This is a genomic window from Streptomyces sp. NPDC002004, from assembly GCF_053593975.1.
In genome coordinates, this window is record NZ_JBSFDP010000041.1 from 1 (window position 1) to 26,762 (window position 26,762).

23 protein-coding genes and 1 pseudogene are annotated in these 26,762 nt (G+C 73.1%); 10 read left to right on the forward strand and 14 right to left on the reverse strand.

The window, feature by feature from the left end:
* Positions 1 to 156: 156 nt before the first annotated feature.
* A complete protein-coding gene (locus tag ACWCP6_RS33070) occupies positions 157 to 510 on the reverse strand; it encodes a PRC-barrel domain containing protein (RefSeq protein WP_450936307.1) in 354 nt (117 codons plus the stop codon).
* 370 nt (positions 511 to 880) lie between these two features.
* On the opposite strand from ACWCP6_RS33070, the gene ACWCP6_RS33075 reads away from it, so the two are divergent.
* Positions 881 to 2,488, forward strand: coding sequence for a PP2C family protein-serine/threonine phosphatase (locus tag ACWCP6_RS33075; protein WP_450936349.1), 1,608 nt, complete (start codon positions 881 to 883; stop codon positions 2,486 to 2,488).
* A 142-nt stretch (positions 2,489 to 2,630) separates the two neighbouring features.
* Here the strand turns inward: ACWCP6_RS33075 and ACWCP6_RS33080 are convergent, their stop codons facing one another.
* Together ACWCP6_RS33080 and ACWCP6_RS33085 are read right to left on the reverse strand one after the other, a co-directional pair.
* Complete coding sequence (locus ACWCP6_RS33080; RefSeq protein WP_450936308.1) at positions 2,631 to 4,466, reverse strand: glycoside hydrolase family 15 protein; 1,836 nt, start codon at positions 4,464 to 4,466, stop codon at positions 2,631 to 2,633.
* A 133-nt stretch (positions 4,467 to 4,599) separates the two neighbouring features.
* Positions 4,600 to 5,010 carry an STAS domain-containing protein gene (locus ACWCP6_RS33085; protein WP_450936309.1) on the reverse strand — a complete coding sequence of 137 codons (411 nt, stop codon included), beginning with the start codon at positions 5,008 to 5,010 and terminating at the stop codon, positions 4,600 to 4,602.
* Between the two features lie 412 nt (positions 5,011 to 5,422).
* Here ACWCP6_RS33085 and ACWCP6_RS33090 point away from each other — a divergent pair, with 412 nt between their 5' ends.
* A complete protein-coding gene (locus ACWCP6_RS33090) occupies positions 5,423 to 6,619 on the forward strand; it encodes a PP2C family protein-serine/threonine phosphatase (protein WP_450936310.1) in 1,197 nt (398 codons plus the stop codon).
* Positions 6,620 to 6,950: 331 nt separating this feature from the next.
* On the opposite strand, the gene ACWCP6_RS33095 is transcribed toward ACWCP6_RS33090, so the two are convergent.
* The gene (locus tag ACWCP6_RS33095; protein ID WP_450936311.1) at positions 6,951 to 7,454 is read right to left on the reverse strand and encodes a MarR family transcriptional regulator; all 504 of its coding nucleotides are present in this window, start codon (positions 7,452 to 7,454) and stop codon (positions 6,951 to 6,953) included.
* Positions 7,455 to 7,998: 544 nt separating this feature from the next.
* Positions 7,999 to 8,391 carry a DUF2267 domain-containing protein gene (locus ACWCP6_RS33100; protein WP_450936312.1) on the reverse strand — a complete coding sequence of 131 codons (393 nt, stop codon included), beginning with the start codon at positions 8,389 to 8,391 and terminating at the stop codon, positions 7,999 to 8,001.
* 315 nt (positions 8,392 to 8,706) lie between these two features.
* Here ACWCP6_RS33100 and ACWCP6_RS33105 point away from each other — a divergent pair, with 315 nt between their 5' ends.
* Entirely contained in the window at positions 8,707 to 8,877 is a 171-nt protein-coding gene (locus ACWCP6_RS33105) for a hydrophobic protein (RefSeq protein WP_450936313.1), read from the forward strand.
* Between the two features lie 462 nt (positions 8,878 to 9,339).
* Here the strand turns inward: ACWCP6_RS33105 and ACWCP6_RS33110 are convergent.
* A pseudogene (locus ACWCP6_RS33110) lies at positions 9,340 to 9,552 on the reverse strand (DUF5133 domain-containing protein); the annotation flags it as partial.
* 611 nt (positions 9,553 to 10,163) lie between these two features.
* Here ACWCP6_RS33110 and ACWCP6_RS33115 point away from each other — a divergent pair.
* Complete coding sequence (locus ACWCP6_RS33115; protein ID WP_450936314.1) at positions 10,164 to 11,339, forward strand: site-2 protease family protein; 1,176 nt, start codon at positions 10,164 to 10,166, stop codon at positions 11,337 to 11,339.
* A gap of 52 nt (positions 11,340 to 11,391) precedes the next feature.
* Here the strand turns inward: ACWCP6_RS33115 and ACWCP6_RS33120 are convergent, their stop codons facing one another.
* A complete protein-coding gene (locus ACWCP6_RS33120) occupies positions 11,392 to 11,958 on the reverse strand; it encodes a CGNR zinc finger domain-containing protein (RefSeq protein WP_450936315.1) in 567 nt (188 codons plus the stop codon).
* Positions 11,959 to 12,045: 87 nt separating this feature from the next.
* Here ACWCP6_RS33120 and ACWCP6_RS33125 point away from each other — a divergent pair, with 87 nt between their 5' ends.
* The gene (locus ACWCP6_RS33125) at positions 12,046 to 12,927 is read left to right on the forward strand and encodes an alpha/beta fold hydrolase (RefSeq protein ID WP_450936316.1); all 882 of its coding nucleotides are present in this window, start codon (positions 12,046 to 12,048) and stop codon (positions 12,925 to 12,927) included.
* A 412-nt stretch (positions 12,928 to 13,339) separates the two neighbouring features.
* Here the strand turns inward: ACWCP6_RS33125 and ACWCP6_RS33130 are convergent, their stop codons facing one another.
* Positions 13,340 to 14,461, reverse strand: a complete 1,122-nt coding sequence (locus ACWCP6_RS33130; protein WP_450936317.1) for a cobalt-precorrin-5B (C(1))-methyltransferase — start codon at positions 14,459 to 14,461, stop codon at positions 13,340 to 13,342.
* A gap of 17 nt (positions 14,462 to 14,478) precedes the next feature.
* Between ACWCP6_RS33130 and ACWCP6_RS33135 the strand changes: the two genes are divergently transcribed.
* Positions 14,479 to 15,252, forward strand: coding sequence for a cobalt-precorrin-6A reductase (locus ACWCP6_RS33135; RefSeq protein ID WP_450936318.1), 774 nt, complete (start codon positions 14,479 to 14,481; stop codon positions 15,250 to 15,252).
* Positions 15,253 to 15,328: 76 nt separating this feature from the next.
* On the opposite strand, the gene ACWCP6_RS33140 is transcribed toward ACWCP6_RS33135, so the two are convergent.
* Both ACWCP6_RS33140 and ACWCP6_RS33145 read right to left on the reverse strand, forming a co-directional pair.
* Positions 15,329 to 15,955 (reverse strand): precorrin-8X methylmutase, encoded by a 627-nt coding sequence (locus tag ACWCP6_RS33140; RefSeq protein WP_450936319.1) that lies wholly within the window; start codon positions 15,953 to 15,955, stop codon positions 15,329 to 15,331.
* Between the two features lie 124 nt (positions 15,956 to 16,079).
* Positions 16,080 to 18,293: a SpoIIE family protein phosphatase gene (locus ACWCP6_RS33145; RefSeq protein ID WP_450936320.1), complete on the reverse strand. Its 2,214-nt coding sequence runs from the start codon at positions 18,291 to 18,293 to the stop codon at positions 16,080 to 16,082.
* 369 nt (positions 18,294 to 18,662) lie between these two features.
* On the opposite strand from ACWCP6_RS33145, the gene ACWCP6_RS33150 reads away from it, so the two are divergent.
* The 3 genes from ACWCP6_RS33150 to ACWCP6_RS33160 all read left to right on the forward strand — a co-directional run bounded on the left by ACWCP6_RS33150 (position 18,663) and on the right by ACWCP6_RS33160 (position 21,167).
* Positions 18,663 to 19,343, forward strand: a complete 681-nt coding sequence (locus tag ACWCP6_RS33150; protein ID WP_450936321.1) for an ABC transporter permease — start codon at positions 18,663 to 18,665, stop codon at positions 19,341 to 19,343.
* Positions 19,344 to 19,356: 13 nt separating this feature from the next.
* Complete coding sequence (locus tag ACWCP6_RS33155; RefSeq protein ID WP_450936322.1) at positions 19,357 to 20,094, forward strand: ABC transporter permease; 738 nt, start codon at positions 19,357 to 19,359, stop codon at positions 20,092 to 20,094.
* Positions 20,095 to 20,195: 101 nt separating this feature from the next.
* Complete coding sequence (locus tag ACWCP6_RS33160) at positions 20,196 to 21,167, forward strand: ABC transporter substrate-binding protein (protein WP_450936350.1); 972 nt, start codon at positions 20,196 to 20,198, stop codon at positions 21,165 to 21,167.
* Positions 21,168 to 21,204: 37 nt separating this feature from the next.
* On the opposite strand, the gene ACWCP6_RS33165 is transcribed toward ACWCP6_RS33160, so the two are convergent.
* The 4 genes from ACWCP6_RS33165 to ACWCP6_RS33180 are packed head-to-tail and all read right to left on the reverse strand — an operon-like array spanning position 21,205 to position 25,265.
* Positions 21,205 to 22,368: an ABC transporter ATP-binding protein gene (locus ACWCP6_RS33165; RefSeq protein ID WP_450936323.1), complete on the reverse strand. Its 1,164-nt coding sequence runs from the start codon at positions 22,366 to 22,368 to the stop codon at positions 21,205 to 21,207.
* Positions 22,369 to 22,390: 22 nt separating this feature from the next.
* Positions 22,391 to 23,038 (reverse strand): LutC/YkgG family protein, encoded by a 648-nt coding sequence (locus tag ACWCP6_RS33170; protein WP_450936324.1) that lies wholly within the window; start codon positions 23,036 to 23,038, stop codon positions 22,391 to 22,393.
* Positions 23,035 to 24,513, reverse strand: a complete 1,479-nt coding sequence (locus ACWCP6_RS33175) for a lactate utilization protein B (RefSeq protein ID WP_450936325.1) — start codon at positions 24,511 to 24,513, stop codon at positions 23,035 to 23,037. Before ACWCP6_RS33175 ends, ACWCP6_RS33170 begins: the two co-directional genes overlap by 4 nt.
* Positions 24,510 to 25,265 carry a (Fe-S)-binding protein gene (locus tag ACWCP6_RS33180; protein ID WP_450936351.1) on the reverse strand — a complete coding sequence of 252 codons (756 nt, stop codon included), beginning with the start codon at positions 25,263 to 25,265 and terminating at the stop codon, positions 24,510 to 24,512. Before ACWCP6_RS33180 ends, ACWCP6_RS33175 begins: the two co-directional genes overlap by 4 nt.
* Positions 25,266 to 25,398: 133 nt before the next feature.
* Between ACWCP6_RS33180 and ACWCP6_RS33185 the strand changes: the two genes are divergently transcribed.
* Entirely contained in the window at positions 25,399 to 26,715 is a 1,317-nt protein-coding gene (locus ACWCP6_RS33185) for an alpha/beta fold hydrolase (protein ID WP_450936326.1), read from the forward strand.
* Positions 26,716 to 26,762 lie beyond the last annotated feature (47 nt).

Genomic DNA, 26,762 nt, shown 5'->3' on the forward strand with positions numbered 1-26,762 from the left:
TCGCTCAGCCGCCCCCCCGCGCGGGGCCCGGCGGGCCCCCGGGGGGGGGCCCCCCCCCCACGGGTGGGGGTGGCTCCGGGGCCACGGGGAGCCGGTCGGCGAACGGGGGGAAAGAGGCTCCCGGTCGGCGGACGTGAACGGCGGGCCGGGGGTGTGTCAGTCGACGGCCCTGGAGAGCAGCATCCGGTAATAGCCCTCCACGGCCAGCAGATAGGCGGGGTCCGTCGCCTCGCTGTCCGTCCCGAACTGCGGCGCCGACTTGATGTCGTCCTTCGCGTACCGGACCGTCAGCATCTTCCGGTCGTGGTCGACGGTGTCGATGAGCCCGGCGGGTACAAGGATGCTCCTGCCGAAGATCCAGACACCGGTGTCCACGATCAGATGGTGCATACCGCCCTCCTCGCCCTGGCGTTCCACCTGGCCGATCGTCCCGTCCGAGGCTTCGACGTCGTATTCGCGGAGATCGACCGGGTGCATGAGCGCGTCGGCGTAATCCCAGATGGAGTGCACGACGGTTACGTCCTTTCTGATGGCCGTGGCGGACAGGGGCGGGAGCGGACTCGGCGGCCGCTCCTGCGTCGCGTGCGCCCCTCGTACCCGCATGCCCGCCGCTCAGTCGTCCCGGCATGGAGCCCCCATCGGCGAGCGCCTGTTGGTGTGACCCGTGGCCACGGGCGGACCAGCGGTGACGTGGTCGCCGCGAACGCCGTGTGCAGGTTCCATGGCGGCGGATTGCGTGATGTGCGGGGGTGGTGGAAAGGTGTCGCGGGCAGCCCATCGCGTTCTCGAGCAGGGAGGGGTGAACGGCTCCGCAGCCCGGGGCCCGCACGTGGTCAGTCCCGCCGAGCACTTCGCCGACGGCACCCGCAGTGGTGCGCCGTTGCAGGCTGCCCCGTACCCCCTCGTCGTGGTCGATGCCTCCGGCCGGGTGTGCTGGGCCAACTCGGCCTTCGCCGCAGTGTGTCCCGGTGCCGTGCCCGGGGCGCCGCTCCGGGACGCCGTGCCCTGCTGGCTCTGGCTCGCGCACAGCGACCTCCCCGCGGCGGAGGAGCCGGCACCCGCGCAGGCCGCCGCGGACCCGGCGCGGGGAGAGGCGGCCGGCCGCAGCTTCCAGGCCCATCCGACCCGGCTCGACGACGGCGAGGTGGCCTGGTGGCTGGTCGACGAGACCGACCAGCGCCGGGCGGCGGAGGCGCTGCGCGTGGAACGGGACCGCACCGCCTTCCTGGCGGAGGCCTCCAACCAGCTGCTGTCCTCACTGAACCTGGACCGGTGCATGGAGGTGGCGGGCCGCATGGCCGCCCGGCACCTCGCCGACGCGGCCGTCGTCGTCGCCCCCGGACGCGGCCGGCTGCTGCCGGTGGTGATCACCGGTGACACCGGACGGCAGGAGCGGCGGATGATCCCCGCGCGGCCCGAGGAGGTGCCCGGGCTCGCCGAGGCGCTCAAGGGCTTCCCGCCCGTCCCGTCCCGGTGGATCGATCCGTCGGCGGCTCCGGACTGGCTGGTGCCCGAGGGGTTCGGTGAGGTGGGGGCGATAGTGGTCACGCCGCTGCCGGGCCACGGCGTGCCCGCCGGCGCCCTGATCCTGCTGCGCCGTACCGGCAACGCCCGGTTCACCGAGGGCGAGGAGGTGTTCGCCCGTCTCTTCGCCGCCCGGGCCGGAGCGGCCATGTCCGCCGCCCGCCTCTACGCGGAGCAGGCACTGATAACCGAGACCCTGATGCGGGATCTGCTGCCCCCGCGCATCCACCAGCTCCGCGGAGTCGAGTTCGCGGCGCGCTACCGCCCGGCCGGGGACGACGAGCGCATCGGCGGCGACTTCTACGATGTGCACCCGCCGTCGACGGAGGACGGCGAGTGCCTGGTCGTCCTGGGAGACGTCTGCGGCAAGGGCCTGGAAGCCGCGGTGCTCACCGGGAAGATCCGCAACACGCTCCATGCCCTGCTGCCCATGGCCGACGACCACCAGAGGATGCTCGAACTCCTCAACGGCGCGCTGCTCACCTCCCACCACGGCCGCTTCGCGACACTGGTGCTCGCATCGGCGGTGCGCCGCGCCGACCGGGTCGCCCTCAGGCTGACCTCCGCCGGGCATCCGGCGCCGCTGATCGTCCGGGCGGACGGCCGTGTGGAGGAGGCACCCACGCGCGGCAGCCTGATCGGAGTCCTGCCGGCGATCCAGGCCCACACGGCCGCGCTCACCCTCGCCCCCGGCGAGAGCTGTGTGCTGTTCACCGACGGCATCACCGAGGCCCGGGGAGGCCCCATGGGCGACGAACTCTTCGGCGAGGAACGGCTCAGGCGGGCGCTCGCCGACTGCGCGGGCATGCCCGCCGAAGCGGTCGCCGAGCATGTGCAGATGCTCGCGGCCGAGTGGTGCGGGTCCAGCCACCACGACGACATGGCCGTCGTGGCCATCACGGCGCCCCGAGGCGCCCATCTCAGGGCGGTGGGGGGTCACACGCCGGGCAGGTACACCGCATGACGGAGCCCACGGCGGCCGGGAACGGTCCCGCATGACCGCCCTCTGGCCCCACCGGGACTCTCCGCGCCCTCCCGGCAGGCGCATCGGCGGTCCCTGACCGGCACGGGCCCTGCGGCACCGGCGATACGGCCGTCGCCTCGCCCTACCTGCCGCGCCGCGGCCCGCCGGACCGGGCGGCCCGCCCCCTGCGGGCGTCCTCGGCGGCCAGGGTGTGCGCCGTTCCGACCAGGCCGATGTGGCTGAACGCCTGCGGGAAGTTGCCCAGTTGACGTCCGGCGGCCGGGTCGTACTCCTCGGCCAGCAGCCCCACGTCGTTGCGCAGCGACAGCAGATGCTCGAAGAGACGGCGGGACTCCTTCACCCGGCCGGTCAGGCACAGCGCGTCGGCGAGCCAGAACGAGCAGGCGATGAAGGCGCCCTCGCGGCCGGGCAGTCCGTCGACGGACGCGCCGTCCCCGCTGTAGCGCCGGATGAGACCGTCCTGGCCGAGCTCCCGTTGTACCGCGTCGATCGTGCCCACGACCCGCGCGTCGTCGGCCGGCAGGAAGCCGACCCGGGGGATGAGCAGCGTGGCCGCATCGAGCTCCGCCGACCCGTAGGACTGTGTGAAGGTGCAGCGCTCGGAGTCGAACGCACGGGCGCACACCTCCTCGTGGACGGCGTCGCGCATCGTCCGCCACCGGTCCACCTGGTCGGCGCCGGGCAGCCGGGGGTGCGCCCGAAGAGTGCGCACCGCACGGTCGGCCGCAACCCACGCCATGACCTTGGAATGCGTGAAGTGACGCCGGGGGCCCCGTACCTCCCACAGCCCCTCGTCCGGGAGACGCCACCGGGACTCCAGGGACTCCATCAGCACGCGCTGCAGTTCCCAGGCCTCGGCCTCCAGGTCCAGTCCCGCATCGGACGCGGAGTGCAGGGTGTCCATGACCTCGCCGTAGACGTCCAGCTGCACCTGGTCCACGGCGGCGTTGCCCACCCGCACCGGGGAGGAGCCCGCAAAGCCGCTCAGCCAGGGGAGTTCGGCCTCCGGGAGACGCCGCTCTCCCGATATGCCGTACATGATCTGGAGATCCGCGGGATCGCCGGCGATCGCACGCAGCAGCCAGTCCCGCCACGCCCGCGCCTCGTCCACGTACCCCGCCGCGAGGAGGGCCTGGAGGGTGAGCGACGAGTCCCGGAGCCAGGAGAAGCGGTAGTCCCAGTTGCGTACGCCACCCAGCTCCTCCGGCAGCGAGGTGGTCGGGGCCGCGACGATGCCGCCGGTCGGCTGGTAGGTGAGGGCCTTGAGGGTGAGCAGGGAGCGCACCACCGCGTCCCGGTAGGGGCCCCGGTAGTGGCAACGCGTCGCCCACGCCCGCCAGTCGCGCAGGCTCGTCTCCAGCGCGTCGTGGGGGTCCACGAAGGAGGGGGCGCTCTCGTGCGACGGCGCGTAGGTGAGGACGAAGGCGACCCGCTCTCCTTCCGCCACCGTGAACTCGGACCAGGTGGTGAAGTCCTCCACACGGGTACGCACGCCCGGCTCCTGGCGCAGCCAGGCGGAGTCCGGTCCCGCCACGGCGACATGGAAGCCATCGGCGCGCCGCAGCCATGGACGCACCCGTCCGTAGTCGAAGCGCAGTCGCAGCTCCCCGGTCATCGCGACCCGTCCGGAGACCCCCTCGACGATCCGGATGAGATCCGGGGTCCGGTCACGCTGTGGCATGAAGTCGAGGACCCTGACGGTGCCGGACGGGGTCTCCCACAGGGTCTCGAGGACGAGCGAGTCGGGCAGATAGGCGCGGCTGCTGCTCGCCGTGCCGTCAGCGGGTGCGATGGTCCAGTGGCCGTTCTCCCGGTCGCCCAGAAGCGCGGCGAAACAGGCGGCGGAGTCGAAGCGGGGCAGGCACAGCCAGTCGATCGAACCGTCGCGGCCGACCAGCGCGGCCGTCTGGTGATCGCCTATCAGGGCATGGTCCTCGACGCGGGGAGTCTCAGTCACCCGAGTCCTCTGCCCGCATCACCTCGTGATAGCCGCTCGCCCCGAGTGGCGGCCGCCACGTCGGCCCGGCACCGCGGGCGGTGCCGCTCGTGACGGCCCGTCACATCAGGTGACCGCGCTCACGACCGGACGGTCACGAGGTGCGGTCGGCGTCCGCCGCGGCGCGGTGGGCGGTGTCCGTCGCTGCACCGACCGCGGTGAGTGCCTCCCGCACATCCGCGTGGATCGGAGCCGTCAGATTCAGGCCGGTGATCTCGAAGAGCCTCCGGACGGCGGGAGTGGGCGCGGCGAGGTGGAGGTCCCCCTCGATGTCACGTGCTTCCCGGGTGCTCTTGATCAGGACGTTCAGCCCGGACGAATCCATGAACTGCAGGGTGGACAGGTCCAGGACGAGATGGCGCCGGCCGTGCAGAAACTGATTGGCCAGATGGTGGTGCAGCAGCGCGGACGTCTCGATGTCCAGTTCGCCGCCAATCGTCACGATCGCGGTGACGGAGTCGTGGACTTCGACCTCGACGTCCAGGTTCTGTTCTCGGGGGGACATGAGTCTCCGCTTCCACGTGGGTGAGTTCGGGGGCACCGCCGTCCGGGCGCCGACCAGCGGGCGCCGGGCCGCGCCGCCCTCTTCGATGTTGCCGCTCGGCAAATGTTAGACGTCGTAAGGACGGGCGGCCAGGGGGTGGCGCTCCGTCGCCCGTGGTCCGCGGGGTGCCGGTGGCGCGGGTCGTCGCATCGCAGGCCCGGGCCCGGGCGCCCGGTGGCCGGCATCCGGCGCGTGCGGGCACTTGTCGCGGTCGGGTGCGATCCGGTCGTTCGCATTGTTGCCGTGTGACAAATATTGCCTTTGTTTCCTAGGATGCGGTTCGTGACCGGCAGCGCCGTAACCTGGGACTCGGCGTGCGCGGTCTCGGTATGCCGGGCTTCGGAATGACCGGCACGGAGAGAATCAGGACGACGTGGACAAGATCGCGACCATCGAGCGGGATCTGCGCGGTGCGGCTCCGGACCGCCTGCTCGACGTGGTGAGTGAAGCTCTCGCCGAGGGCTACGGCGCCGGGCCGGTGGAGCTCCGGCTGGCCGACTACGGCATGCGCTCGCTGCAGGCGGTGGGACATGACGCGGAGCGGACTGCGGAGCCGGTCCTCATCCACGACAGCCCGCAGGGGCGTGCGTACGGGGCGCAGGAGCCCTTCGTCACGAAGGACGAGAGCGGCGCGGTCGCCGTCCATATGCCCGTCAGTGTCCGCGGGGACCGGCTGGGCGTCCTCACGGTGAGGATGGCCGAGGACGTGTACGACGTGTCGGTGCTGCCGGAGATGGAGCGGGTCTGCGTGGCGCTCGGTCACGAGATCCTGGTCGCCGAACGGGACACGGACCTCTATGTGCTCGCCCGCCGCGCGGCCCGGTTGACGCTCGCGGCCGAGATGCAGTGGCAGTTGCTCCCCGGGCGGTCCTGCGCCCGGCCCGAGTTCGCGCTCGGCGCCCATCTCGAACCCGCCTATGCCATCTTCGGCGACAACTTCGACTGGTCCGCCTCGGCCCGTCATCTGACGCTGACGCTCACCAACGGGATGGGGGAGGGCATCGAGGCGGCGCTCCTCACCAACCTCGTCGTCAACGCCCTGCGCAACGCCCGGCGTGCCGGCCTCGACCTGGCCGGCCAGGCGACCCTTGCCGATCAGGCGGTGTACGCGCACTACGAGGGACGCGCCTACGCGTCCGTGCTGCTCCTGGACTTCGACCTCGCCACGGGCGAGGTGGAGGTGGTGGACGCCGGTTCGCCCCGGCTGTGGCGCATGCGCGACTCCTCCGTGGATGCGGTCTCCTTCGACGCGCAGCTTCCGCTGGGGATGTTCCAGGACACGGTCTACGTGCCCGAGCGCTTCGTGGTCCGACCGGGGGACCGCCTGCTGTTCGGCAGCGACGGCGTCTACGACGCGGCGTCCCCCGTCGGTGAACGCTTCGGCAACCGTGCCCTGGCCCGCTCGCTCGCCGCGACCCGGCTGCTTCCGCCGGCCCAGGTGCCGGGGGCGGTCCTGCGTGAACTCGCCACGTATCACGGCCCGACACCCCTGGAGGACGACGCCCTGGTGATCTGCCTGGACTGGTACGGCCGCGCCGGTGAGGGCGGGTCCGGCAGGGGCGGACGCTGACGGCGGGAGCCGGGAGCCGGGAGCCGGGAGCCGGGAGCCGGGAGCCGGGAGCCGGGGCTGGGGTGTCTGGGCCGCCTGCGGACGGAGTGCGCGAGGTGCGGCAGGGAGGGGCGCGGTGCCCGCGGGGAGCCGGCCGGAGCGGCCGCACGGGCGGTGCGCCCCGCGACAACAATTGCCGCTAGGCAACTGTATCCTTGAGGTAATAGTCTGTGGTCCGGCGACTCCGCCGGGGGTGCCGTGGGGCAGTCCGTGATCGAGAGGCCAAGTGATACGTCGTGCGCAGGGAGCGGCCGCAGCGGGCTGTGCGGCACCCGGCCACGCGGCCCGGAGGTCAGGCGGAGCGGGCGTCCGTGACCGATCGGCCGGGTCTCGGGCCGCTCTCCGATTCGTGCAGCGCGTCCTGGAACCCCGTGAGTCCCGTCAACAGCGCCTTGCGCGCCGACGGCTTCATTCTGGAGATCACGTCCCACAGGGCCGCCTCGCGCCGGCTCCGCAGCTCCTCCAGGAAGGCCCGCCCCGAGCTGGTGAGGTGCAGCTCCAGCTCGCGCCGGCTGACCGGACTGGTCTCGCGCCGGATGAACCCCAGTGCCTCTATGCGATCGCACAGCCGGCTGACCGACGGGGGAGCCGCGCCCAGCAGCTCACCGAGCGTCCGGAGGTTGATGCCCTCCTCGCGGTCGAGGCTGTAGAGCACCCGGAGCTGAGAGGCCGAGACCGGCGTGGACGCCATGTCCCTGCCGCGCTCCCACAGCACTTCGAGAAGCTCGATGAGCTCGCGGGCCGCCTCCACGCTCTCGTCCTGGTGACGGTCCGATGCAGAGCGGTTCGCGTCCATCCCTACTGACACTCCGACTCAGTCGTCCTCGTTCCGTGGCGCCGGCGCAGCGCCGCGGTCTTCACTTCCCCGGCTCTCCAGAATGCGACGTCCCTACGGTGGAGTGGCGCATTATGGTCGAACATGCCATGCGCAGCGTGCCCGCGCACGGGGGCGGGAGTCCACCCGCAGCCGCCTCGCACGGTCCGTCGCCACGATGGACGGCCTCCTGTAGGCCGACCGCGGACCTGCACAACTCGTCCCTCTTGCTCCACGCTGTCCCGCCGTCGCAGGATCCCTGCCGGTGGGGCCGGACCCGCCGGGCAAGGCTCTTCCATGGCGCAACCCTATCCTTCCACGGTGTTTCACCCACGGTGACCGTCGGGCACCCCGCCGGTGACACTCCGCGGCGCCGGGCCGGGCCCGCGGCGGACCGGGCCGGCCGCGGGTCCGGCGGAAGCATCCCGCACCTGGCGGCTCCGTCGTGAGGGTCGTCGCCCCGAGGACGAAGCGCCCGGCGCACGGAGCCGCCGTACGGCTCGGCGCCGGGCGCATCCGGTCACGTCTACGCGGGCTCCGTACGACCGAACAGGCCCGCATGGCCCGGCGGGAGCTGGGTGATGACGCGGCGCAGCAGCGCGTCGTCCGCGTTGTCGGCGAGGACGCCGAGCACGGCCGTGACGGCGCGGCGCGCCTCGCCGAAGTCGCTGTGGTCCCGTGCCGCGACGGCTTCGATGAACCCCTGCGGTGTCAGGGGCTCGCTGGCCGGTAGGGCCTCGGCCAGCAACAGACCGCACTGGGGCGGCAGGAGACGGGCGATGTCCTCCCTGTCGTCGCCCACCAGGTGCGCGCCCAGGACCTCCACGACGTGGTGGACGGCCCGGGCGGCCTCCTGCCGCTGGGCGAAGCGGCCCCGTTCCTGAACCTGATCGAGTAGCGTCACCAACGTGCCGGTCATGTCAGCTCCTTGCCGTGGCCGGGCTGCCGGGCCGGATGCCGAGCTGCGCGGCCCACCGCTGCATGTGCGCGTGCCCCCGACGGCGATCGTCAAGCCCCGCCGCCCGGCCCATCACACCACTGGCCCATTCGCCCGCCGGGCGGTCGGGCCACCCCGACCCCGACGGGACAGGTCCGAATCGGCGGAGGCGCTCCCGGGAGCGGGTCGGCCGTCCCTGTTCCGCCCGGCGTCGGCAATCGGTCTCGGAACAGACGGAATTCGGCCCGGCGTAAGTTTCCGGAAGGCGGGCAACCGTGCCATCGGAGGTGGATGAATATGGTGCCCTTGCTTCTCGTCCTGCTGCTCGCCCTCGTCCTTTTCGGTGCCGGATTCGCGCTGAAGGCGCTCTGGTGGATTGCCGTGATCGTGCTCGTGGTGTGGCTGGTCGGATTCGTCGTCCGTCCCACCGGATCGGGAGGAAGTCGCGGCCGCTGGTATCGCTGGTGACAGCGATATGGCTGCGCACTGTGTGGGGGCCGGTATTTCCGTACCGGCCCCCACATGCGATTACCGATTCCTGTCGCAGCCGAAGCCGTCGTGGCCTGAACGGGCGTAGGGGATTACCCGTCAGGGCCACGACAGGGAAGGACGGGAGAAGCGCGGACCGCGGGAGACATACGGGCCGGGGGAGACGTGCGGACCCCCGGAGAACCGCGGGTCAGGGGAGACGCCTGGCCCGCGGAGAGGCGCGGGGGTCGTCCGTGCGCCGGCCCGGAGCCGTCAAGCGGCCCCTTCCAACTGCTGTGCAGCGGCGGCCGTGCCGACCGCAGCGTCCGGTCCCGGCCGGTCGGTGACCGGCGGAATGTCCGTGGGTGCGGGCCTGTCCGCGCCGGACGTCCTGTCCTCCGGGGCGGTGGGCCCGGCGGCGGCGGAGGCTTCGTGGGCGGTGGCGGCAGCGCGGACGGCGTGGGTGTCGTCGTGCGGCCGGGCCCCCGGCAAGCGATACCTCGCGGCCACCAGGGCGCTGTCGATGTCCCGGGTTCCGGTCGCCACACAGAGTGTGTAGGTGACGTCCTCGAGCCGCCGTTGCGCCTCCGCGTCGCCGTTGTGGGCGTCCAGCGCCGTCAGTGCCGCGTACTGCTCGAGGAGATCGGACAGAACCGCGGGGTGAGCCATCAGCACGAGAGGATTCCTTTCATGGTCCTGACTGCCGCGCCGGGCAGACAGCATGCTCGTGCCCGAACTCCCCAGGCGTACGCGTGGATTTCCCGCCTCACCTTTGACGCATCAGCACCTTGGCCAAGGGGATTTGGCGGCTTTGCCGCAGCGCGGACAGATGTGCGCGTGGGAGGGGAAAAGCGTGGGGGTGAGGCGGAAAATCCCGGGAATCCGGAACGGCACCCCTGATCGCCCGGCCGTCCCCGGACCAGCACGTGCAGGCGTGCTGCAGGCCGGACGGACACGGGCCGGGGTGTCATGCCCCCTCGAACTCCTCCGGAGCCCTCGGCCGGGTTCGACAGGTCGTCACTCGGACGGACCGCTCCTGCACCGGGACCTCCTCCTGACACCCGCGCGGCTCCGTGCCACCCCTTCGGAGCACGGCAGGGCTGTCGCGCCCCGTCCGCTTCCGCGAGCGGGACGGGGGCGGGCGCGGCCCCGCGCGGGCCTGTGTACCGGGGGGCGTGCCCGGAACCGGCTTCCGGTCGCGCCGCGGTGGACGGACCATGGAGGAGAAGGGGATGCCGGGCGGTCGTCGGCGGCCGCGGGTCGTGTCCCGTCGGCGGGTGAGGGTGATGAAGGGTTCGATCCGGATCGGGAGCGTGCTGGGGGTGGAGCTGCGCGCGCACTGGAGCGTGCCGCTGATCATGCTGCTCTTCGCCTACGGCCTGAGCAGCCGGACGCTGCCCGCGTACGCGCCGGGCCGGACGTCCGCCGTGTACGCGGTCGCCGGGGTCGTCGGCGCCCTGCTGTTGCTGCTGAGCCTGGTGGTCCACGAGGCGGCACACGCGCTGACCGCCCGCAGGGCCGCGATCCCCGTGCACGACATGACGCTCTGGGCACTCGGCGGAATGACCCGGATGGAACGGCCGACGACGGCGCGGACGGCATTCGCGGTCGCCGTCGCCGGGCCGTTCGCCAGCCTGCTGTTCGGCGGGATCGCGGTGGGGGCCGCGGCGGGTGTGGAGTCGGCGTTCGACTGGCGGGTGCCGGTCGCCCTGCTGGAGTGGCTCGGCGGAACCAACCTGCTGCTGGGCGTCTTCAACCTGCTCCCCGCCGCACCGCTCGACGGTGGCCGGGTGCTCCTGGCCGCGCTGTGGTGGCGCTCCGGAGACCGGGACCGGGCCCAGCGGGCGGCCGGGCGCAGCGGGCAGATCATCGGCACCGCGCTCGGCATCCTCGGATGGCTGGCGTTCGTGAGAGGGGTCTCCGGCGGGCTGTGGCTGGTGGTCGTCGGCCTGTTCGTGGCGGTCACCGCGGCGGCCGAACGGCGGTGGGCCGAGCTCCGCACGGCCCTGCGGGGCGTTTCGGTGACCGAGGCGATGACGAGCCCGGTGGTCACCGGACCCGACTGGCTGCCGGTGGACCGCTTCCTGGCCGACGTCGCCGCGCGGACGAGGCACTCGGTCCTGCCGCTGGTGGACTTCGCGGGGCGTCCGAGCGGAGTCGTACGCCTGGGACGGCTGGCGGCCCTGCCGTCGGGTCGGCGGGAGGAGCTGCGCGTACGCGACGTGGCGATCCCGCTGTCGCACTGTGTGCTCGCCACGCCCGGCGAACCGCTGATCGGCGTCCTGGACCGTCTCGGACCGGACACCGGACTGCCCATCCTGGTGACGGACGGCGGACGGCTCGGCGGGATCATCACCGCCCATGACATCGAGCGGCTGTCCCGGCGGTCCACGGCAGGCCCGGACGGCGCCGCCCCGGCGGCCGGCGGCCGGCCTCCTGGCTCGGGCCCCATGGAGGAGTGACGGCACCCCTCCGCGTTACCGGTGCGCAGGGCCCTCGGGGCACAGGGCCGCCTCAGGGCTTGTGCCGCCGGTAGTAGCGGGCGACGCGGGCCCTGTTGCCGCAACGAGTCGGTGAACACCACTGTCGGCGCGGATGGGCGGGCAGGAAGAGCATCACGCAGTCACCCGCGGCGCACTCCCGCACCTTGCCCGCATCGGCCCCCGCGAGCAGGTCCGCGGCCGCTTCGGCCAGCACCGCGGCCAGCCGGACACCGAGCGAACCGGTGCGCGAGGGAAGGGAGACGACCACGGCGCCGTCCCACCGGAGTTCCGTCGTGGCGGGGGCGGCGCGCTGGGCCTCGTTCAGTCCGTGCAGTGCCTCGGCGGGCGGGCGGTGCCCCTCCATGAGCGCCCGCACCGCCGCCTCGGTGTGGGCGCGTACGGCGTGCACGGGCGCCAGGTCGTCCGGCTTCGGCGCCTGGTCGGCCGCCGGCCCGGGGAGCCGGTCGCCCTCCGACTCCAGCCATGCGGCGAGCAGCTGCGGCGTGGCGAGCAGATCGGTCCGGCCTTCCGGCCCGGCGGGTCGGGTGTTGACCAGGTCCAGAGCGAGCGGTTCACCGGTCAGAGGTTCGGCATCCATCACCCGGCTAATGCTACCTCCGCGCATTGACACGTTAGCCACCCTTTCGATAGAACTAATGCAACATTTCTCTAGAGAGGCATGTGAATGTTGTCGACAGCCGTGTCCGTGCCCCGGGTCGTCCACCGTCACGTCGACGTCGACGGGGTCCGCGTCTTCTACCGCGAGTCACAGCCGGAGCGGCCGGACGCTCCCGTGCTGCTCCTGCTGCACGGATTCCCCTCGGCCTCCCACCAGTTCCGCCGCCTCATCGACGCCCTCGGCGCCCGCTACCGTCTGATCGCCCCCGACTACCCGGGCTTCGGCAACACCGAGGCGCCGGCGGACTTCACCTACACCTTCGACCGCCTCGCCGACATCACCGAAGGGTTCGTCCGCAGCCTCCGCCTGACCCGGTTCGTCATGTACGTCTTCGACTTCGGCGCCCCGGTCGGCTTCCGGCTGGCCCTGCGCAACCCCGGGTGGATCGCCGGACTGGTCGTGCAGAACGGCAACGCCTACACGGAGGGCCTGTCGTCCCTCGCCCGTGACTTCATCGCCCTCACCCCCGACACCCCCGGCGCCGAGCGGACCGTGCGTGACCTGCTCACCCTGCCCGCCACCCGCGCCCAGTACGAGGGCGGAGCCGGTGAGCCCGAGCGCGTCGCCCCCGAAGGCTGGCTCCTCGACCAGCACTTCCTGGACCTGCCCGGCCGCAAGGAAGCCCAACTCGCGCTCGCCTACGACTACCGCAGCAACGTCGCCGCCTACCCCGACTGGCAGGCCTGGCTGCGCAGGCACACCCCCGCGACCCTGATCACCTGGGGCGTCCACGACCAGTTCTTCCCCGAGTCCGGCGCCCGCGCCTATCTGCGCGACCTGCCCGGGGCGGAGCTCCATCTGTTCGAGACCGGCCACTTCGCCCTGGAGGAGAAGCTCGCCGAGATCGCCCCGCTGATCGCGGACTTCCTCGACCGCACCTGGGCGTGAACCGGCAGGGAGACCTGGGGGCGAGCGGGCGGAGGGGCGGTCGCGACAGCGGGGCCGGCGCCGTCGGTGGGCAGAACCACGGGTGTGCTCGGAGTCCTCGACGAGAAGCGGGCCAACGCGCCCGCAGGGCCGCGCCGCCAGGGTCTGTCGTCACATTCCCGTCCGCCCCGCGGCGCCTGGCGCGCTCCCCCACTGCCTCAAGGGCGTGGGAGGTACGCCCTGCCGCGTTGTCGGGATCGCCCGCGTACGCCCAGTACGCGGGCGACCCTCCGCCCTGCGATGCTCCCCCACAGCCTGAAGGGCGCGGGAGGTGCCCCCAGCACCGGACGCCGCGAGCCCTGCCCTCCGGGCAGACGGCGCTACTTCGCGGACACGACCCAGGGGCGCGCGGGGAGTCGCCGGCGGGCGGGGGTCACCGGCTCGCCGGGCTGCGGCCCACGATCGTGCCCGCGCGGTCGATGCAGATCACGTCGACCGAGACCGGCGCTCCGCGCAGCACCGACAGGGCCTGGTCCCGGGCGGCCACCGCCACCAGGTCCCCGAGCGGCACCCCCGCCGCCGCGCACATCCGCAGCGCCTCCAGGCCGGTGTTGGCGTCCGCGACCCCGGCGGCCACGGCCTCGTCCGCGCCACCGCGCCGCGCCAGCGCGGCCAGGAAGTCCCGGTCGACCCGGGAACGGGCGGAGTGCAGATCCAGATGGCCGGCCGCCAGCTTCGACAGCTTCGCGAACCCACCGCAGACCGTGAGCCGGTCCACGGGGTGCCGGCGTACGTACTTCAGCACCGCACCGGCGAAGTCACCCATGTCGAGCAGGGCGTCCTCGGGCAGACCGTACTCGGCGACCACCGTCCGCTCCGACGTGGAACCGGTGCAGCCCGCCACATGCGTACGCCCGGCGGCGCGCGCCACGTCGACACCGCGCCGGATGGAGTCGATCCATGCCGAGCACGAGTAGGGCACGACGATGCCGGTGGTGCCGAGGACGGACAGACCGCCGAGGATGCCGAGCCGCGGGTTCCACGTGGAGCGGGCGAGCTCCTCGCCGTGGTCGACCGAGACGGTGATCTCGACATCGCCGCTGCCGCCGTGCCGCTCGGCGACCCGCGCTATGTGCTCACGCATCATCTGCCGCGGCACGGGATTGACCGCCGGTTCGCCGACCGGCAGCGGCAGCCCGGGGCGTGTGACGGTGCCCACACCCGGGCCCGCCCGGAAGACGACGCCGGATCCCGGCGGCAGATGCCGCACGCTCGCGCGCACCAGGGCGCCGTGGGTGACGTCGGGGTCGTCCCCCGCGTCCTTCACGATGCCCGCCATGGCGTGGGCGCCCGTCAACTCCTCGACCGCGAGGGCGAATGCGGGTGTCTGCCCCTTGGGCAGCGTGACGGTCACCGGGTCGGGGAAGCCGCCGGTCAGCAGAGCCGTGTACGCCGCGGTGGCCGCCCCGGTCGCGCAGGCTCCGGTCGTCCAGCCCGGCCGCAGGCCCGTGTGCTTGAGTTGGGCGCTGCGACCGCCCTTCACCGACTCACTCATGAACGGACCCGAACGCCGTGCACGTGCTGATTCTCGGCGGAACGGCCGAGGCCCGACGCCTGGCCGGAATCCTGTGCACCGAGATGCCCTCGGTGCGGGTGACCACGTCGCTCGCCGGGCGGGTCGCCGCCCCGCTGCTGCCGCCGGGCGAGGTGCGCATCGGCGGCTTCGGCGGCGCCGACGGGCTGGCCCGGTGGCTGCGCGAGCAGGGGGTGGACGCGGTCATCGACGCCACCCATCCCTTCGCCGGCACCATGAGTCTCAACGCGGCGCGGGCCGCCGCCACGGCCCATCTTCCCCTGCTCGCCCTGCGGCGCCCCGGCTGGGTCCCGGAAGCGGGGGACGACTGGCACGTCGTCGACTCCCTCGACGCCGCAGCCGTACTGCTGCCCCGGCTCGGCCGGCGTGTCTTCCTCACCACCGGGCGCCTCGGCCTGTCCGCCTTCGCCGGCCTCGACGACCTGTGGTTCCTCGTACGGTCCGTGGACCGCCCCGGGCCACCCCACCCGCCCCGCATGCTCGTGCTCCTCGACCGTGGCCCGTTCACCCTGGACGGAGAACGGCAGGTGCTGGCCGCCCACCACATCGACGTCGTCGTCACCAAGGACAGCGGCGGCGCGGCGACCGCGCCCAAACTCAAGGCCGCCCGTGAGGCCGGCCTCCCGGTCGTCGTCGTGCGCCGTCCCCCGCTCCCGGACGGCGTCCCCGCGGCGGCCACCGAGCAGGAGGCGGCCGCCTGGCTGCTCCGGCTCACCGGGCACGGCGGGGAGCCGGATCAGCGGTCCGGATGACGGCGGACGGCCCGGACGACCGCCGCAGCGGACCCGTGGCGCACCGTCCCTTCCCGGGCGCCCGGGAAGGGACCGCTCACTCCTCCTCGCTCGCGATCGCGTTGACGGCCGCGGCGGCCATGGCGCTGCCGCCCCGCCGCCCGCGCACCACCAGGTGCTCCAGGCCTGCGGGGTGCGCGGCCAGGGCGTCCTTGGACTCCGCGGCCCCGACGAAGCCGACCGGGACACCGATGACGGCCGCCGGACGGGGCGCGCCCTCCTCGATCATCTCCAGCAGCCGGAACAGCGCCGTGGGCGCGTTGCCGACGGCGACCACGGCGCCCTCCAGCCGGTCGCGCCACAGCTCCAGCGCGGCCGCGCTCCGGGTGGTGCCGAGCTTCGCCGCCAGCTCCGGCACCGCGGGGTCGGACAGCGTGCAGACGACGTCGTTGCCTGCGGGCAGCCGCCTGCGCGTCACCCCGCTCGCGACCATGGCGACGTCGCACAGGACCGGTGCGCCCGCCCTGAGGGCCGCACGGGCGCGGGCCACCACGCCGGGCGTGTACGAGAGGTCCTGGACCAGGTCCACCATTCCGCACGCGTGGATCATGCGCACCGCGACCTGGCCGACGTCCGCCGGGAGGGAGGCGAGGTCGGCCTCCGCGCGAATGGTGGCAAAGGACTGGCGGTAGATCTCCGCACCGTCCTTCTCGTAGTCGAACACTGTTCTCTTCTCGCTCGTCTGCTGCGTCGGACGCGGAGGGGGCGCCGTGCCGCGACGCCGTCGGCGGGAGCCGCCGTCCGGTGGCGGCGAGCATACCGACCGTCCCGGACGGCGCGGCGGGGCGTCAGGCGGCGGCGACCGGGGGCAGCGGGTGCTCCGCCCAGATGATCTTGCCTTCGGCGGTGTAGCGGGTGCCCCAGCGCTGGGCGAGCTGGGCCACCAGGAAGAGGCCGCGGCCGCCCTCGTCGGTGGTGCGCGCGTGCCGCAGGCGGGGGGCGGTGCTGCTGGTGTCCGCCACCTCGCAGACGAGGACGTTCTGCCGGATCAGGCGCAGCCGGATGGGCCCGGAGGCATGGCGGACGGCATTGGTGACCAGCTCGCTGACGATCAGTTCGAGCGGGAACGCCAGCTCCTCGAGCCCCCATTCCTCGAGCTGCCGCTGTGCCAGGGCGCGGGCCTCGGCCACGAACGAGGGATCGGCGGGCAGGGTCCAGGTGGCCACCCGGTCCGCGTCGAGGGAGTGGGTGCGGGCGAGGAGCAGCGCGACGTCGTCCTCGGGCGGCCCGTCGAGCAGGGAGTCCAGGACCGATGAGCACAGCCCTTCCAAGGGCAGGCCCGGCCGGGCGAGTGCGGCCCGCAGCCGCTCGAGGCCTACGTCCATGTCCTGGCCGCGGTTCTTGATCAGGCCGTTGGTGTAGAGGGCGAGGACGCTGCCCTCCGGGAGATCGAACGCGATGGACTCGAACGGCAGTCCGCCGAGGCCCAGCGGTGGTCCCGACGGCAGATCGGGGAAGGTCACCGAGCCGTCCGGGGCGACGATCCCCGGTGCCGGATGCGCGGCCCGGGCCATCGAGCACACCAGCGTGACCGGGTCGTAGACGGCGTACAGGCAGGTCGCGCCGAGCACCGCGGACGGCTGGTTGCCCTCCGACGGTTCCTCGCCGAGGAGGCTGAGCACCAGGTCGTCCAGGTGGGCCAGCAGCTCCGCCGGGGGCAGGTCCAGATCGGCGAGCGTCCGCACGGCGGTGTGGAACCGGCTCATCGCCGCGGCGGCGCCGAGGCCGTGGCCGACGACGTCGCCGATGACCAGGCCGACCCTCCCGCCGGACAGCGGGATGACGTCGAACCAGTCGCCGCCCACCCCACCGCCCACGCCGCCGATCGCGCCCCCGCCGACCCGTACGTCCCCGCTCTCGCCGCCGTCGCTGCCGGCGGGCAGATAGCGCGACGCCACCTCCATGGTGCTTCGCGCGGTCAAACGGTGCGGGAGCAGGAAGCGTTGGAGAGCCAGTGCCGTGTTGTGCTCCTGTGCGAACCGGCGGGCGTTGTCGATGCCGACCGCGGCCCGCGCGACGAGCTCCTGGGCGAGCAGCAGATCGTCCCCGTCGAAGGTCTCGCGCCCCTGCCAGCGGAGGAATGTCGCGACCCCCAGGGTGCTGTCACGGGCGCCGACGGGCACCAGCATCAGCGAGCACGGGAGGCCGGGCCCGCCGCCGCCCCCGTCGGCCGCCGCGGTCTCCCGCGGGGCTGCGGCGAGCCAGTCGCCCGCGTCGTCGTGCAGCACGGACGGCGCGTACGAGGCGCCCTCGGCCAGACACCGTGCGCCGGGCGAGTCCGCCGCGAACTCCACGGTAGCCCCGGCACCGGCGAGCGGTGCGGCGGTGTCCGCGGCGATCGCGTGCCTGCCGACGCGGCGCAGGCGGTACGGACCCGTCGGCGGCACACCGCGGGACGGCTCCCCGCGCACCACCGGGTCCATCAGGTCGACGGCCACGAAGTCGGCCAGCCGCGGGACCCCCACCTCGGCGAGCGCCTGGGCGATACGCGTGACGTCCAGGGTGCTCGCGGTGCGTGCGCCGGCCTCGTTCAGCAACGCCAGCCGCTCCCGCGCCCGCCACCGTTCGGTGACGTCGATGACCATGTAGCACACGCCGCGTACCTGCCCGGAGGCGTCGTCGAGCCGGAAGAAGGACGTCGAGTAGGCGTGCTCACGGTCGGGGTCGGCGGGCAACCGGCCCCAGTACTCGACGTCGATGGCGGGCTCGCCGGTCGCGATCACCTTGTGCATCGCGTTCTCGACCGTCTCGGCGTCCATCCTCGGCAGCACCTCGCCGATCCGCTTGCCGATCCGCTCCTCGCGCGACACCCCGCCCATGCGGGCCAGAGCGTCATTGAGCCAGAGGTAGCGGAGCTCGGGATCCATCACGGCGATGCCGACCGGCGAACGCGAGAGGAACTGCCCCACCAGCGAACGGTCCCACCACGGGTGGTCGGACTGCGACGGGTGGAACGGGAGCGCCGGGCGGTCCTGCCCCGGTCCGCTCTGGGAGCTGTCCATGGCGCTACCTCATCCATGAGGGCCGTCGCCCCACCGCGACTGCGGGACCCCGTCATGGGCGACATCTGCACGTGGTGGTATCTCCAGCATTGCACTGGATGGGAGGGGTGCCGACCGAGCCGGTCATGAATGATCCACATTCAAATGCAACGTTCAATGAATGAGCCGCTCGGGGAGTCTTCCCGCGCCCGGGACCACCCGGTTCACCCGGCCCGGAACCGTATCGGCAGGACGTGCCCCGCCCCGCCGGGCAGGACGCGTCCCCGGCTCGGCGGCCAGGAAGAGCGGGATGCGCCCGGGCACCGTCCGCACCGCCCGGACGGGCCACCCCAGCGCGCCCCGCCCGTCCGGGCCCGCTGGAATGGACCCGTGACCGCGCCCCCGGACGACTGCCTCGCGCGCAACGACTGGATCTGCGGCGCGTACCTGACCACCCGCAGCCGGATCCTCGCCGACGCGGTCCTCCAGCATCTCCAGCTCACCGCCGCTGCCGTGCTCATCGCTCTGGTGATCGCCGTGCCGCTCGCCGTCACGGCGCGCCGCTGGAGCTGGACCGCGGGGCCCGTGCTCGCCGTCACCACGATCCTGTACACGATCCCGTCCCTCGCGATGTTCTCGCTGCTCCTGCCCGCGTACGGACTCTCCGCGGCGCTCGTCGTCGCGGGCCTCGTCCTCTACTCGCTCACGCTGCTGGTGCGGAACATCCTCGCCGGGCTGCGGGCCGTCCCCGAGGAGACCCGGCAGGCCGCCCGCGGGCTCGGCTACGGTCCGATCCGGCTGCTGCTCACCGTCGAGCTCCCGCTCGCGCTGCCCGCCGCCATGGCCGGGCTGCGCATCGCGACCGTCTCCGCCGTCTCCCTCGTCACCGTCGGCGCGATCGTCGGCTTCGGCGGGCTCGGAAACCTCATCTATGCGGGCATGAACACCTACTTCAAGGCTCAGGTGCTCACCGCGTCGGTACTGTGCGTCGTCATCGCCGTCGCGGCCGACCTGCTGCTGCTCGGCGTACAGCGCCTGCTCACGCCGTGGACGAGAGCCGCGCGCCGGTGAGGGCGGACCGGGGATGACCACCCTCACCGACGCCTGGCACTGGCTTGCCGACCCGGCGCACTGGTCGGGCGACAACGGCGTCCGGCACCGGCTCGCCCAGCACTTCGTCCTCACCGTGGTCTGTCTCGTCATCAGCTGCGCGATCGCGCTGCCCGTCGCGGTCGTCCTCGGGCACGTCGGCCGCGGCGGCGCCCTCGCCGTCAACATCTCCAACGTGGGCCGCGCGGTGCCCACCTTCGCCGTGCTCGTCCTGCTGCTGCTCACCCCGATCGGCCGGTTCGGCGAGGGGCCCACGGTCGTGGCGCTCGTCCTGTTCGCGGTGCCACCGCTGTTGACCAACGCCTACGTCGGGATGCGCGAGGTCGACCGCGGGGTCGTCCAGGCGGCGCGCGGCATGGGGATGACCGGACGGCAGACGATGACCCGGGTCGAGATCCCGCTGGCAACGCCCCTCATCCTCAACGGAGTGCGGATCGCGGCCGTGCAGCTCGTCGCGACCGCCACCATCGCGGCGCTCGCGGGCGGCGGCGGCCTCGGACGCATCATCACCGCGGGGTTCAACCTGGCCAGCACGCCGCAGGTCGTCGCGGGCGCCTTCCTCGTCGCCGTGTTCGCGCTGCTCGTGGAGGCGGTCTTCGAGCTGGTCGAACGCTATGGACGCCGACGCGTCAGGGCGCGCGCCGAACGGAACCGTCCGGAGCGGGCGGCAGCGGTGCGTGGCGTACGGGCCCTTCTCGGGCGGACGCGGTGACGAGTCCCCCGGGGCGCACCGGGCTGCGCCCGGGCGGACGGTTCCTGACGGTCCGCCGGGCCCGCGCCGGCACCGGCCGGGTGACGCGCCGCCGGGCCCTCGTGGGCACCGGCGGGGCGGGGCGGCGTGCCGCACCGGTGGCAGCCGCCCTGCTGGCGCTGGCCGGCTGCACCTCGGGGCCCAGCCTGGAGACCAAGGGCCAGGTCACCGCTTCGCCCGGCGACAGCAGACACCTCACGATCGGCTCGGCCGGGTTCACCGAGAGCGATCTGCTCGCCCAGATGTACGCGCTGCTGCTGCGGAAGGCCGGGTACCACACCGACATCATCACGGTCGCCAACCGTGAGCTGTACGAACCGGCGCTGGAGTCCGGGCAGATCGACGTCGTGCCCGAGTACGCCGCCACCTTCGCGGACTGGCTCAACACCAAGGCCAACGGAACCGCCGCCCCGCCCGCCGGCTCACCCGACCTCGGCGCCACGACGACCGCCCTGCGCCGTCTCGCCACGCCCCGCGGGCTCACCGTCCTCGACCCCGGACGCGCCGTCGACCAGAACGCCTTCGCCGTGGCCGCGCCCTACGCCGCACAGCACCGGCTCAGGACGCTCGGCGACCTCGGCGCCTCGGGACTGAAGGTGCGGCTCGCGGCGGGCGACGAATGCGTGCAGCGTCCGTACTGCGAACCGGGACTGAGGAAGGTGTACGGCATCGACGTCACCGGCATCGATCCCAAGGGCGTCGGCACCACCCAGGCGAAGAAGGCCGTGCAGAGCGGCCAGGATCAGATGGTGCTCACCACAACCACCGACGCGACCCTGCCCGAGTTCGGCCTCGTCCTGCTCAAGGACGACAAGCACCTCCAGAACGCCGACTACATCGTCCCGGTCGTCAACCGCGCCCGTGCGGGCGGTCCCGGGGTCACGGCCGCGCTGGACAGGCTCAACAAGGTCCTCACGACCGAGGACCTGGCGTCGATGAACCAGCAGGTCGACAGCTGGCGCAGACTCCCCGAGGACGTGGCCAGGAACTATCTGGAGCAGAAGGGACTCCTGCAGGGACCGACGGAGGCGTAGGCGCAGGCGTCGGAGCCGGCTTCGCGGGCGCGGGGGGCTATGCGTCGGAGACGGAGTCGAAGGAGACCTCCGCCCGTGCCACCCCCAGGGCGTCCGCATCGACCGACCGCCGCAACGCCTCGTGCAGCTTGGCCGGGGTGAGCACCCCGAGGAACCGCTCCCCGTCGAGCACCGCCACCCACCCCGCGTCGTGCTGGAGCATCACGCCGAAGGCCTGCTTCAGCGGCGCGCCCACCGGCACCCATGCGTTCATCCGGTGGGCCAGATCGCCGACCGTGACGCCCTCGCCCGCACGGGACACCTCGTCGAGGCCGACCCAGCCGTGCAACTGCGCGCCGGTGCCGAGGACGGCCGCCCAGCGGGCTCCCCCGGCACGCAGCCGGGCCGCGGCCCGCGCGGCCGGTTCGCCGAGCCGGGCCACCGGCGGCTGCTCCAGGTCGTCGGCCTCGATCTCGGTGACCGAGAGCCGTTTCAGTCCGCGGTCGGCGCCGACGAACTCGGCGACATAGGCCGTGGCGGGGTTGCCCAGCACCGCACCCGGGGTGTCGAACTGTTCGATGCGCCCCTGTCCGTACACGGCGATGCGGTCACCGAGCCGCACCGCCTCCTCGATGTCGTGCGTGACCAGCAGCACCGTCTTGCGGACCGTGTCCTGCATCCGCAGGAACTCGTCCTGCAACTGCTCCCGCACCACCGGGTCGACGGCCCCGAACGGCTCGTCCATCAGCAGCACCGGCGGGTCGGCGGCGAGCGCCCTGGCCACCCCGACCCGCTGCCGCTGCCCGCCCGACAACTGGTCCGGGTAGCGGGCCCCGAACGTCCCGGGGTCGAGGCCCACCAGGTCCAGGAGTTCCGCGGCACGGGCCCGTGCCGCGGCCCGCTTCCAGCCGAGCAGCGCCGGAACCGTCGCGGTGTTGTCGAGGACCGTACGGTGCGGGAAGAGCCCCACCTGCTGGATGACGTACCCGATGCGGCGCCGCAGCCGCACCGGGTCGACCTGCGCGATGTCCTCACCGTCGACGTAGATCCGGCCCCCGGTCGGCTCGATGAGCCGGTTCACCATCATCATCGTGGTCGTCTTGCCGCACCCCGACGGGCCGACGAGCGTGACCAGTTCGCCCTCCGCGACCTCGAAGGTGAGGTCGTCCACGGCGGTCGTGCCGTCCGGATAGCGCTTGGTGACGTGCTCGAACCGGATCATTCCCTCACGCTAACCGCGCGGATCACTCCTCGCTCATCAGCACGACCTCCAGGGTCCGGGGGCCGTGCACGCCCTCGACGCGGTCGAGTTCGATGTCACTGGTCGCCGAGGGACCGGAGATCCAGGTCAGGGGACGGGCCGGGTCGAGGCGTTCGACGGCCTCCGGGACGGAGGACACGACCTGGCCGGGGACACGCACGACGCAGATGTGATGGTCGGGGACCAGGGTGATGCGGCGGCGGCCCTGGTCGGGGGAGCCGTCGAGGACGATGGTTCCGGTCTCGGCGACGGCCACCGCGCAGCCGGTGACCACACTGTCGACGCGGTCCAGTTCATCGGGGGTGTCCGCGGCGCGGTCGGGCACCCGGACCGCGTCCGTCGCCGCCAGCCACTCATGGGGCAGGCCCGGAGGGACGAGGACCGTTGTCGCCCCCCGTGCCGCGAGCAGGCCCCGCAGCAGCTCCGGCAGCGCCGCACGGTCGGTGCGGTGGACGACGGCCCGGTAGTCGGCCAGATTCTCGGCGAGCAGGTCGACGATCCGCCCGGTCGTGCGGTCGCCGTGCGCCCGCAGGTAGTCGCGGCCGACCGCGCGCTCGTACGGCGGATCGTCGGAGGGCACGTCGGCGAGGGCACGCCGCACCCGGCCGAGGATCAGATCCCTGCTGCTCATCGCGGGTTCTCCTGTCCGCCGTGGGTGCGCTGCCACCAGTCGCGGAACGGCTCCGCGGGCACCGGTGGCAGATCCCGGGTGCCGCTCCACGCCGCACCGGGCCCCGGCAGCCGGCGCGGATGGAGGCGGCGGGTGCGGCAGGCGAGGCGCTGCCCGGTGCGCAGGGCCGCGGGGTGCCGGAAGGCCCAGGCCGCCGCGCGCAGGGCCGCCCGCTCCGCCGCGTGCCCCTTCGCCGGCTTCAGTGTCACCCGGGTGCCCTGCCGTACGACCGGGCCGCCCTCGACGACCCGCTCCCGCAGATGCACCAGCACCTCGGGGATGTCGATGGCGACCGGGCACACCTCGTAGCAGGCCCCGCACAACGAGGACGCGTACGGCAGCGAGGCGTCGATCTCGCTTGCGATGCCCCGCAGTTGGGGGCTGAGGACGGCACCGATCGGGCCCGGGTAGACCGAGCCGTAGGCGTGCCCGCCCGCCCGCTCGTACACCGGGCAGACGTTCAGACAGGCCGAGCACCTGATGCAGCGCAGCGCCTGCCGGCCGACCCGGTCGGCGAGGGCGTCCGTGCGGCCGTTGTCCAGGAGCACCAGATGGAACGCGCGCGGGCCGTCCTCGTCGTGGGTGCCGGTCCACATCGAGGTGTACGGGTTCATCCGCTCGGCGGTCGAGGAGCGCGGCAGGGTCTGGAGGAAGACCTCCAGGTCGCGCCAGGTCGGTACGATCTTCTCGATGCCGACGACCGAGATCAGCGTCTCGGGCAGGGTCAGGCACATGCGGCCGTTGCCCTCCGACTCCACCACGACCAGGCTGCCGGTCTCGGCGACCATGAAGTTGGCCCCGGAGACGGCGACCTTGGCGCGCAGGAACTTCTCCCGCAGATGCAGCCGCGCGGCCTCGGCGAGTTCGGCGGGGGCGTCGGTGAGCCCGTCGGGGGCGGGGCGGCCCCACGCGGCCATCTCGGAGCGGAAGATGTCACGGATCTCGCCGCGGTTGCGGTGGATCGCGGGGACGAGGATGTGCGAGGGCCGGTCGTGGCCCAACTGCACGATGAGCTCCGCGAGATCGGTCTCGTAGGCGCGGATGCCCGCCGCCTCGAGGGCCTCGTTCAGACCGATCTCCTGGGTCGCCATCGACTTGATCTTCACCACCTCGCGCTCCCCGGTGGCCCGGACCAGGTCCGCGACGACACGGTTCGCCTCCGAGGCGTCGGCCGCCCAGTGCACCACACCGCCCGCCGCGGTGACCGACTCCTCCAACTGCACGAGATACCGGTCGAGGTGGCGCAGCGTGTGCTCCTTGATCTGCCGTCCCGCCTCGCGCAGGGCGGCCCAGTCCTCCAGCTCGGCGACCGCCCGGGCACGCTTGTCCCGGATGGTGTGGGTGGCGTGCCTCAGATTGCCGCGCAGCCTCGTGTCCCGCACCGCCTCACGAGCCGCGTCGGGGAAGGCCGGCATCCCCAGGAACGTGCCGCTCATGCCAGGGGCTCCTCTCGCGTGCTCGCCAGGATCTCCGCGACATGGACCGGGCGCATGTCCACCTCGAGACGGGACATGATGCCGCCGATGTGCATCAGACAGGAGTTGTCCGCCGCGCACAGCACCCGGGCACCGGTCGACTCGGCCGCCCTGACCTTGTCGGAGCCCATCGCCGCCGAGACGTCGGCGTTCTTCACCGCGAAGGTACCGCCGAAGCCGCAGCACTCCTCCGCGCCGGGAAGCTCCACCAGTTCCAGCCCCTCGACCGCCTCCAGCAGCCGCCGCGGCCGGTCCCCCAGGCCGAGGACCCGCAGTCCGTGACAGGTGGGGTGGTAGGTCACCGTGTGCGGGTAGTACGCGCCGACGTCGGTCACCCCCAGCACGTCCACCAGGAACTCGGTCAGCTCGTACACCCTGTCCGTCACGGGCGCCAGCGCCGCCGCCAGGCCGCCGCCGCGGCCGTCCGTGCGGGCCCGCTCGCCCAGCCGCGGATACAGCTCCCGCACCATCGCCGCGCACGACCCCGACGGCGTCACGATCGCCTCGTACCCGGCGAAGACATCGGAGAAATGCCGGGCCAGCGGCTCCGTCCGGTGCCGGTATCCGGTGTTGTAGTGGACCTGCCCGCAGCAGGTCTGCGCCATCGGGAAGTCGACCTCGACGCCCAGCCTGGTCAGGAGTTTCACCACGGCCCGCCCGGTGTCCGGATACAGCGTGTCATTGACACAGGTCAGGAACAGGGCGATCCGCATCGCGGGTTCCTCCTCGTCGATCATCGGATGGGTGCAGGGTACGCGTCGCCCGGACCCCACGGGAGTCGCCGTGTGTGCTGAACTGGCCCCGGAAGCCGGATGTTCATGTTCTCCACCTCGCCCAGGAGCACCCTTGACCGAGTCGACCGTCGCGTACCGCCAGCCGGGCGTCGTCCTCACCGACCGCCACTTCACCGTGCCCCTCGACCACGACGATCCGGCGGGGGAGACCATCGAGCTCTACGCGCGCGAGGCCGTCGCCGTGAGCAAAGCCGGCAAGGACCTGCCGTGGCTGGTGTACCTCCAGGGCGGGCCCGGCTTCGGCGCCAACCGCTTCGTCGGCAAGCAGGCCTGGCTCGGCCGGGCCCTCCAGGACTTCCGGGTGCTGCTGCTCGACCAGCGCGGCACGGGCCGCTCGACCCCGGCGAACCGGCAGACCCTCCCGCTGCGCGGCGGCCCCCGGGAACAGGCCGACCACCTCGCCCGCTTCCGCGCCGACTCCATCGTCCGCGACTGCGAGGCCATCCGGCCCGCCGTCACCGGGGGCGCCCCGTGGGCCGTGCTCGGTCAGAGCTTCGGCGGGTTCTGCGCCACCCACTACCTGTCGGCCGCGCCCGAGGGCCTCAGCACGGTGCTCATCACCGGCGGTCTGCCGTCCCTCGACGCGCACGCGGACGACGTGTACCGGGCCGCGTTCCCGCGTGTCGAGCGCAAGGTCGCCGCCCACTACGCCCGCTACCCGCAGGACGTCGAGCGCGCCCGGCGCATCGCCGCGCACCTCGCCGAGCACGAGGAAGGGCTCCTCCTCAACGGCGGCTACCGCCTCACCGTCGAGGCCTTCCAGTCCCTCGGCATCCTCCTCGGTTCCGGCGACGGCAGCCACCGGCTGCACTACCTGCTGGAGAACGCCTTCGTCCGCACCCCCGCGGGCCACGCGCTCTCCGACGCCTTCCAGGAGGACGTCCAGGCCGCGCTGTCGTACGCCGGGCACCCGCTGTACGCGCTCGTCCACGAGGCCATCTACGCACAGGACGCCCGCCCCACCGCATGGTCCGCGGAGCGCGTACGCGCCGAGTTCCCCCGGTTCGACGCGGAGCGGGCGCTCGCGCAAGGCGATCCGCTGCTGTTCACGGGCGAGTCCGTGCACCCGTGGATGTTCACCACCGACCCGGCGCTGCGGCCGCTGCGCGAGACCGCGGAGCTGCTCGCCGGACGCACCGACTGGACCCCGCTCTACGACGCCGGGCGCCTCGCCCGCAACGACGTGCCGGTCGCGGCCGCCGTCTACCACGACGACATGTACGTCGACACGGAGCACTCCCTGCGTACCGCCCGCACGATCCGGGGCCTGCGCACCTGGGTCACCGACGAGTTCGAGCACGACGGCGTGCGCGCGGGCGGACCGCGCGTCCTGGACCGGCTGCTGGCCCTGGCCGGGGGCGAGGCCTGAGGGGGCCCGGCCGGGGCGGGCGTGCCCGTCCTTGGGGTGCTCTTGGA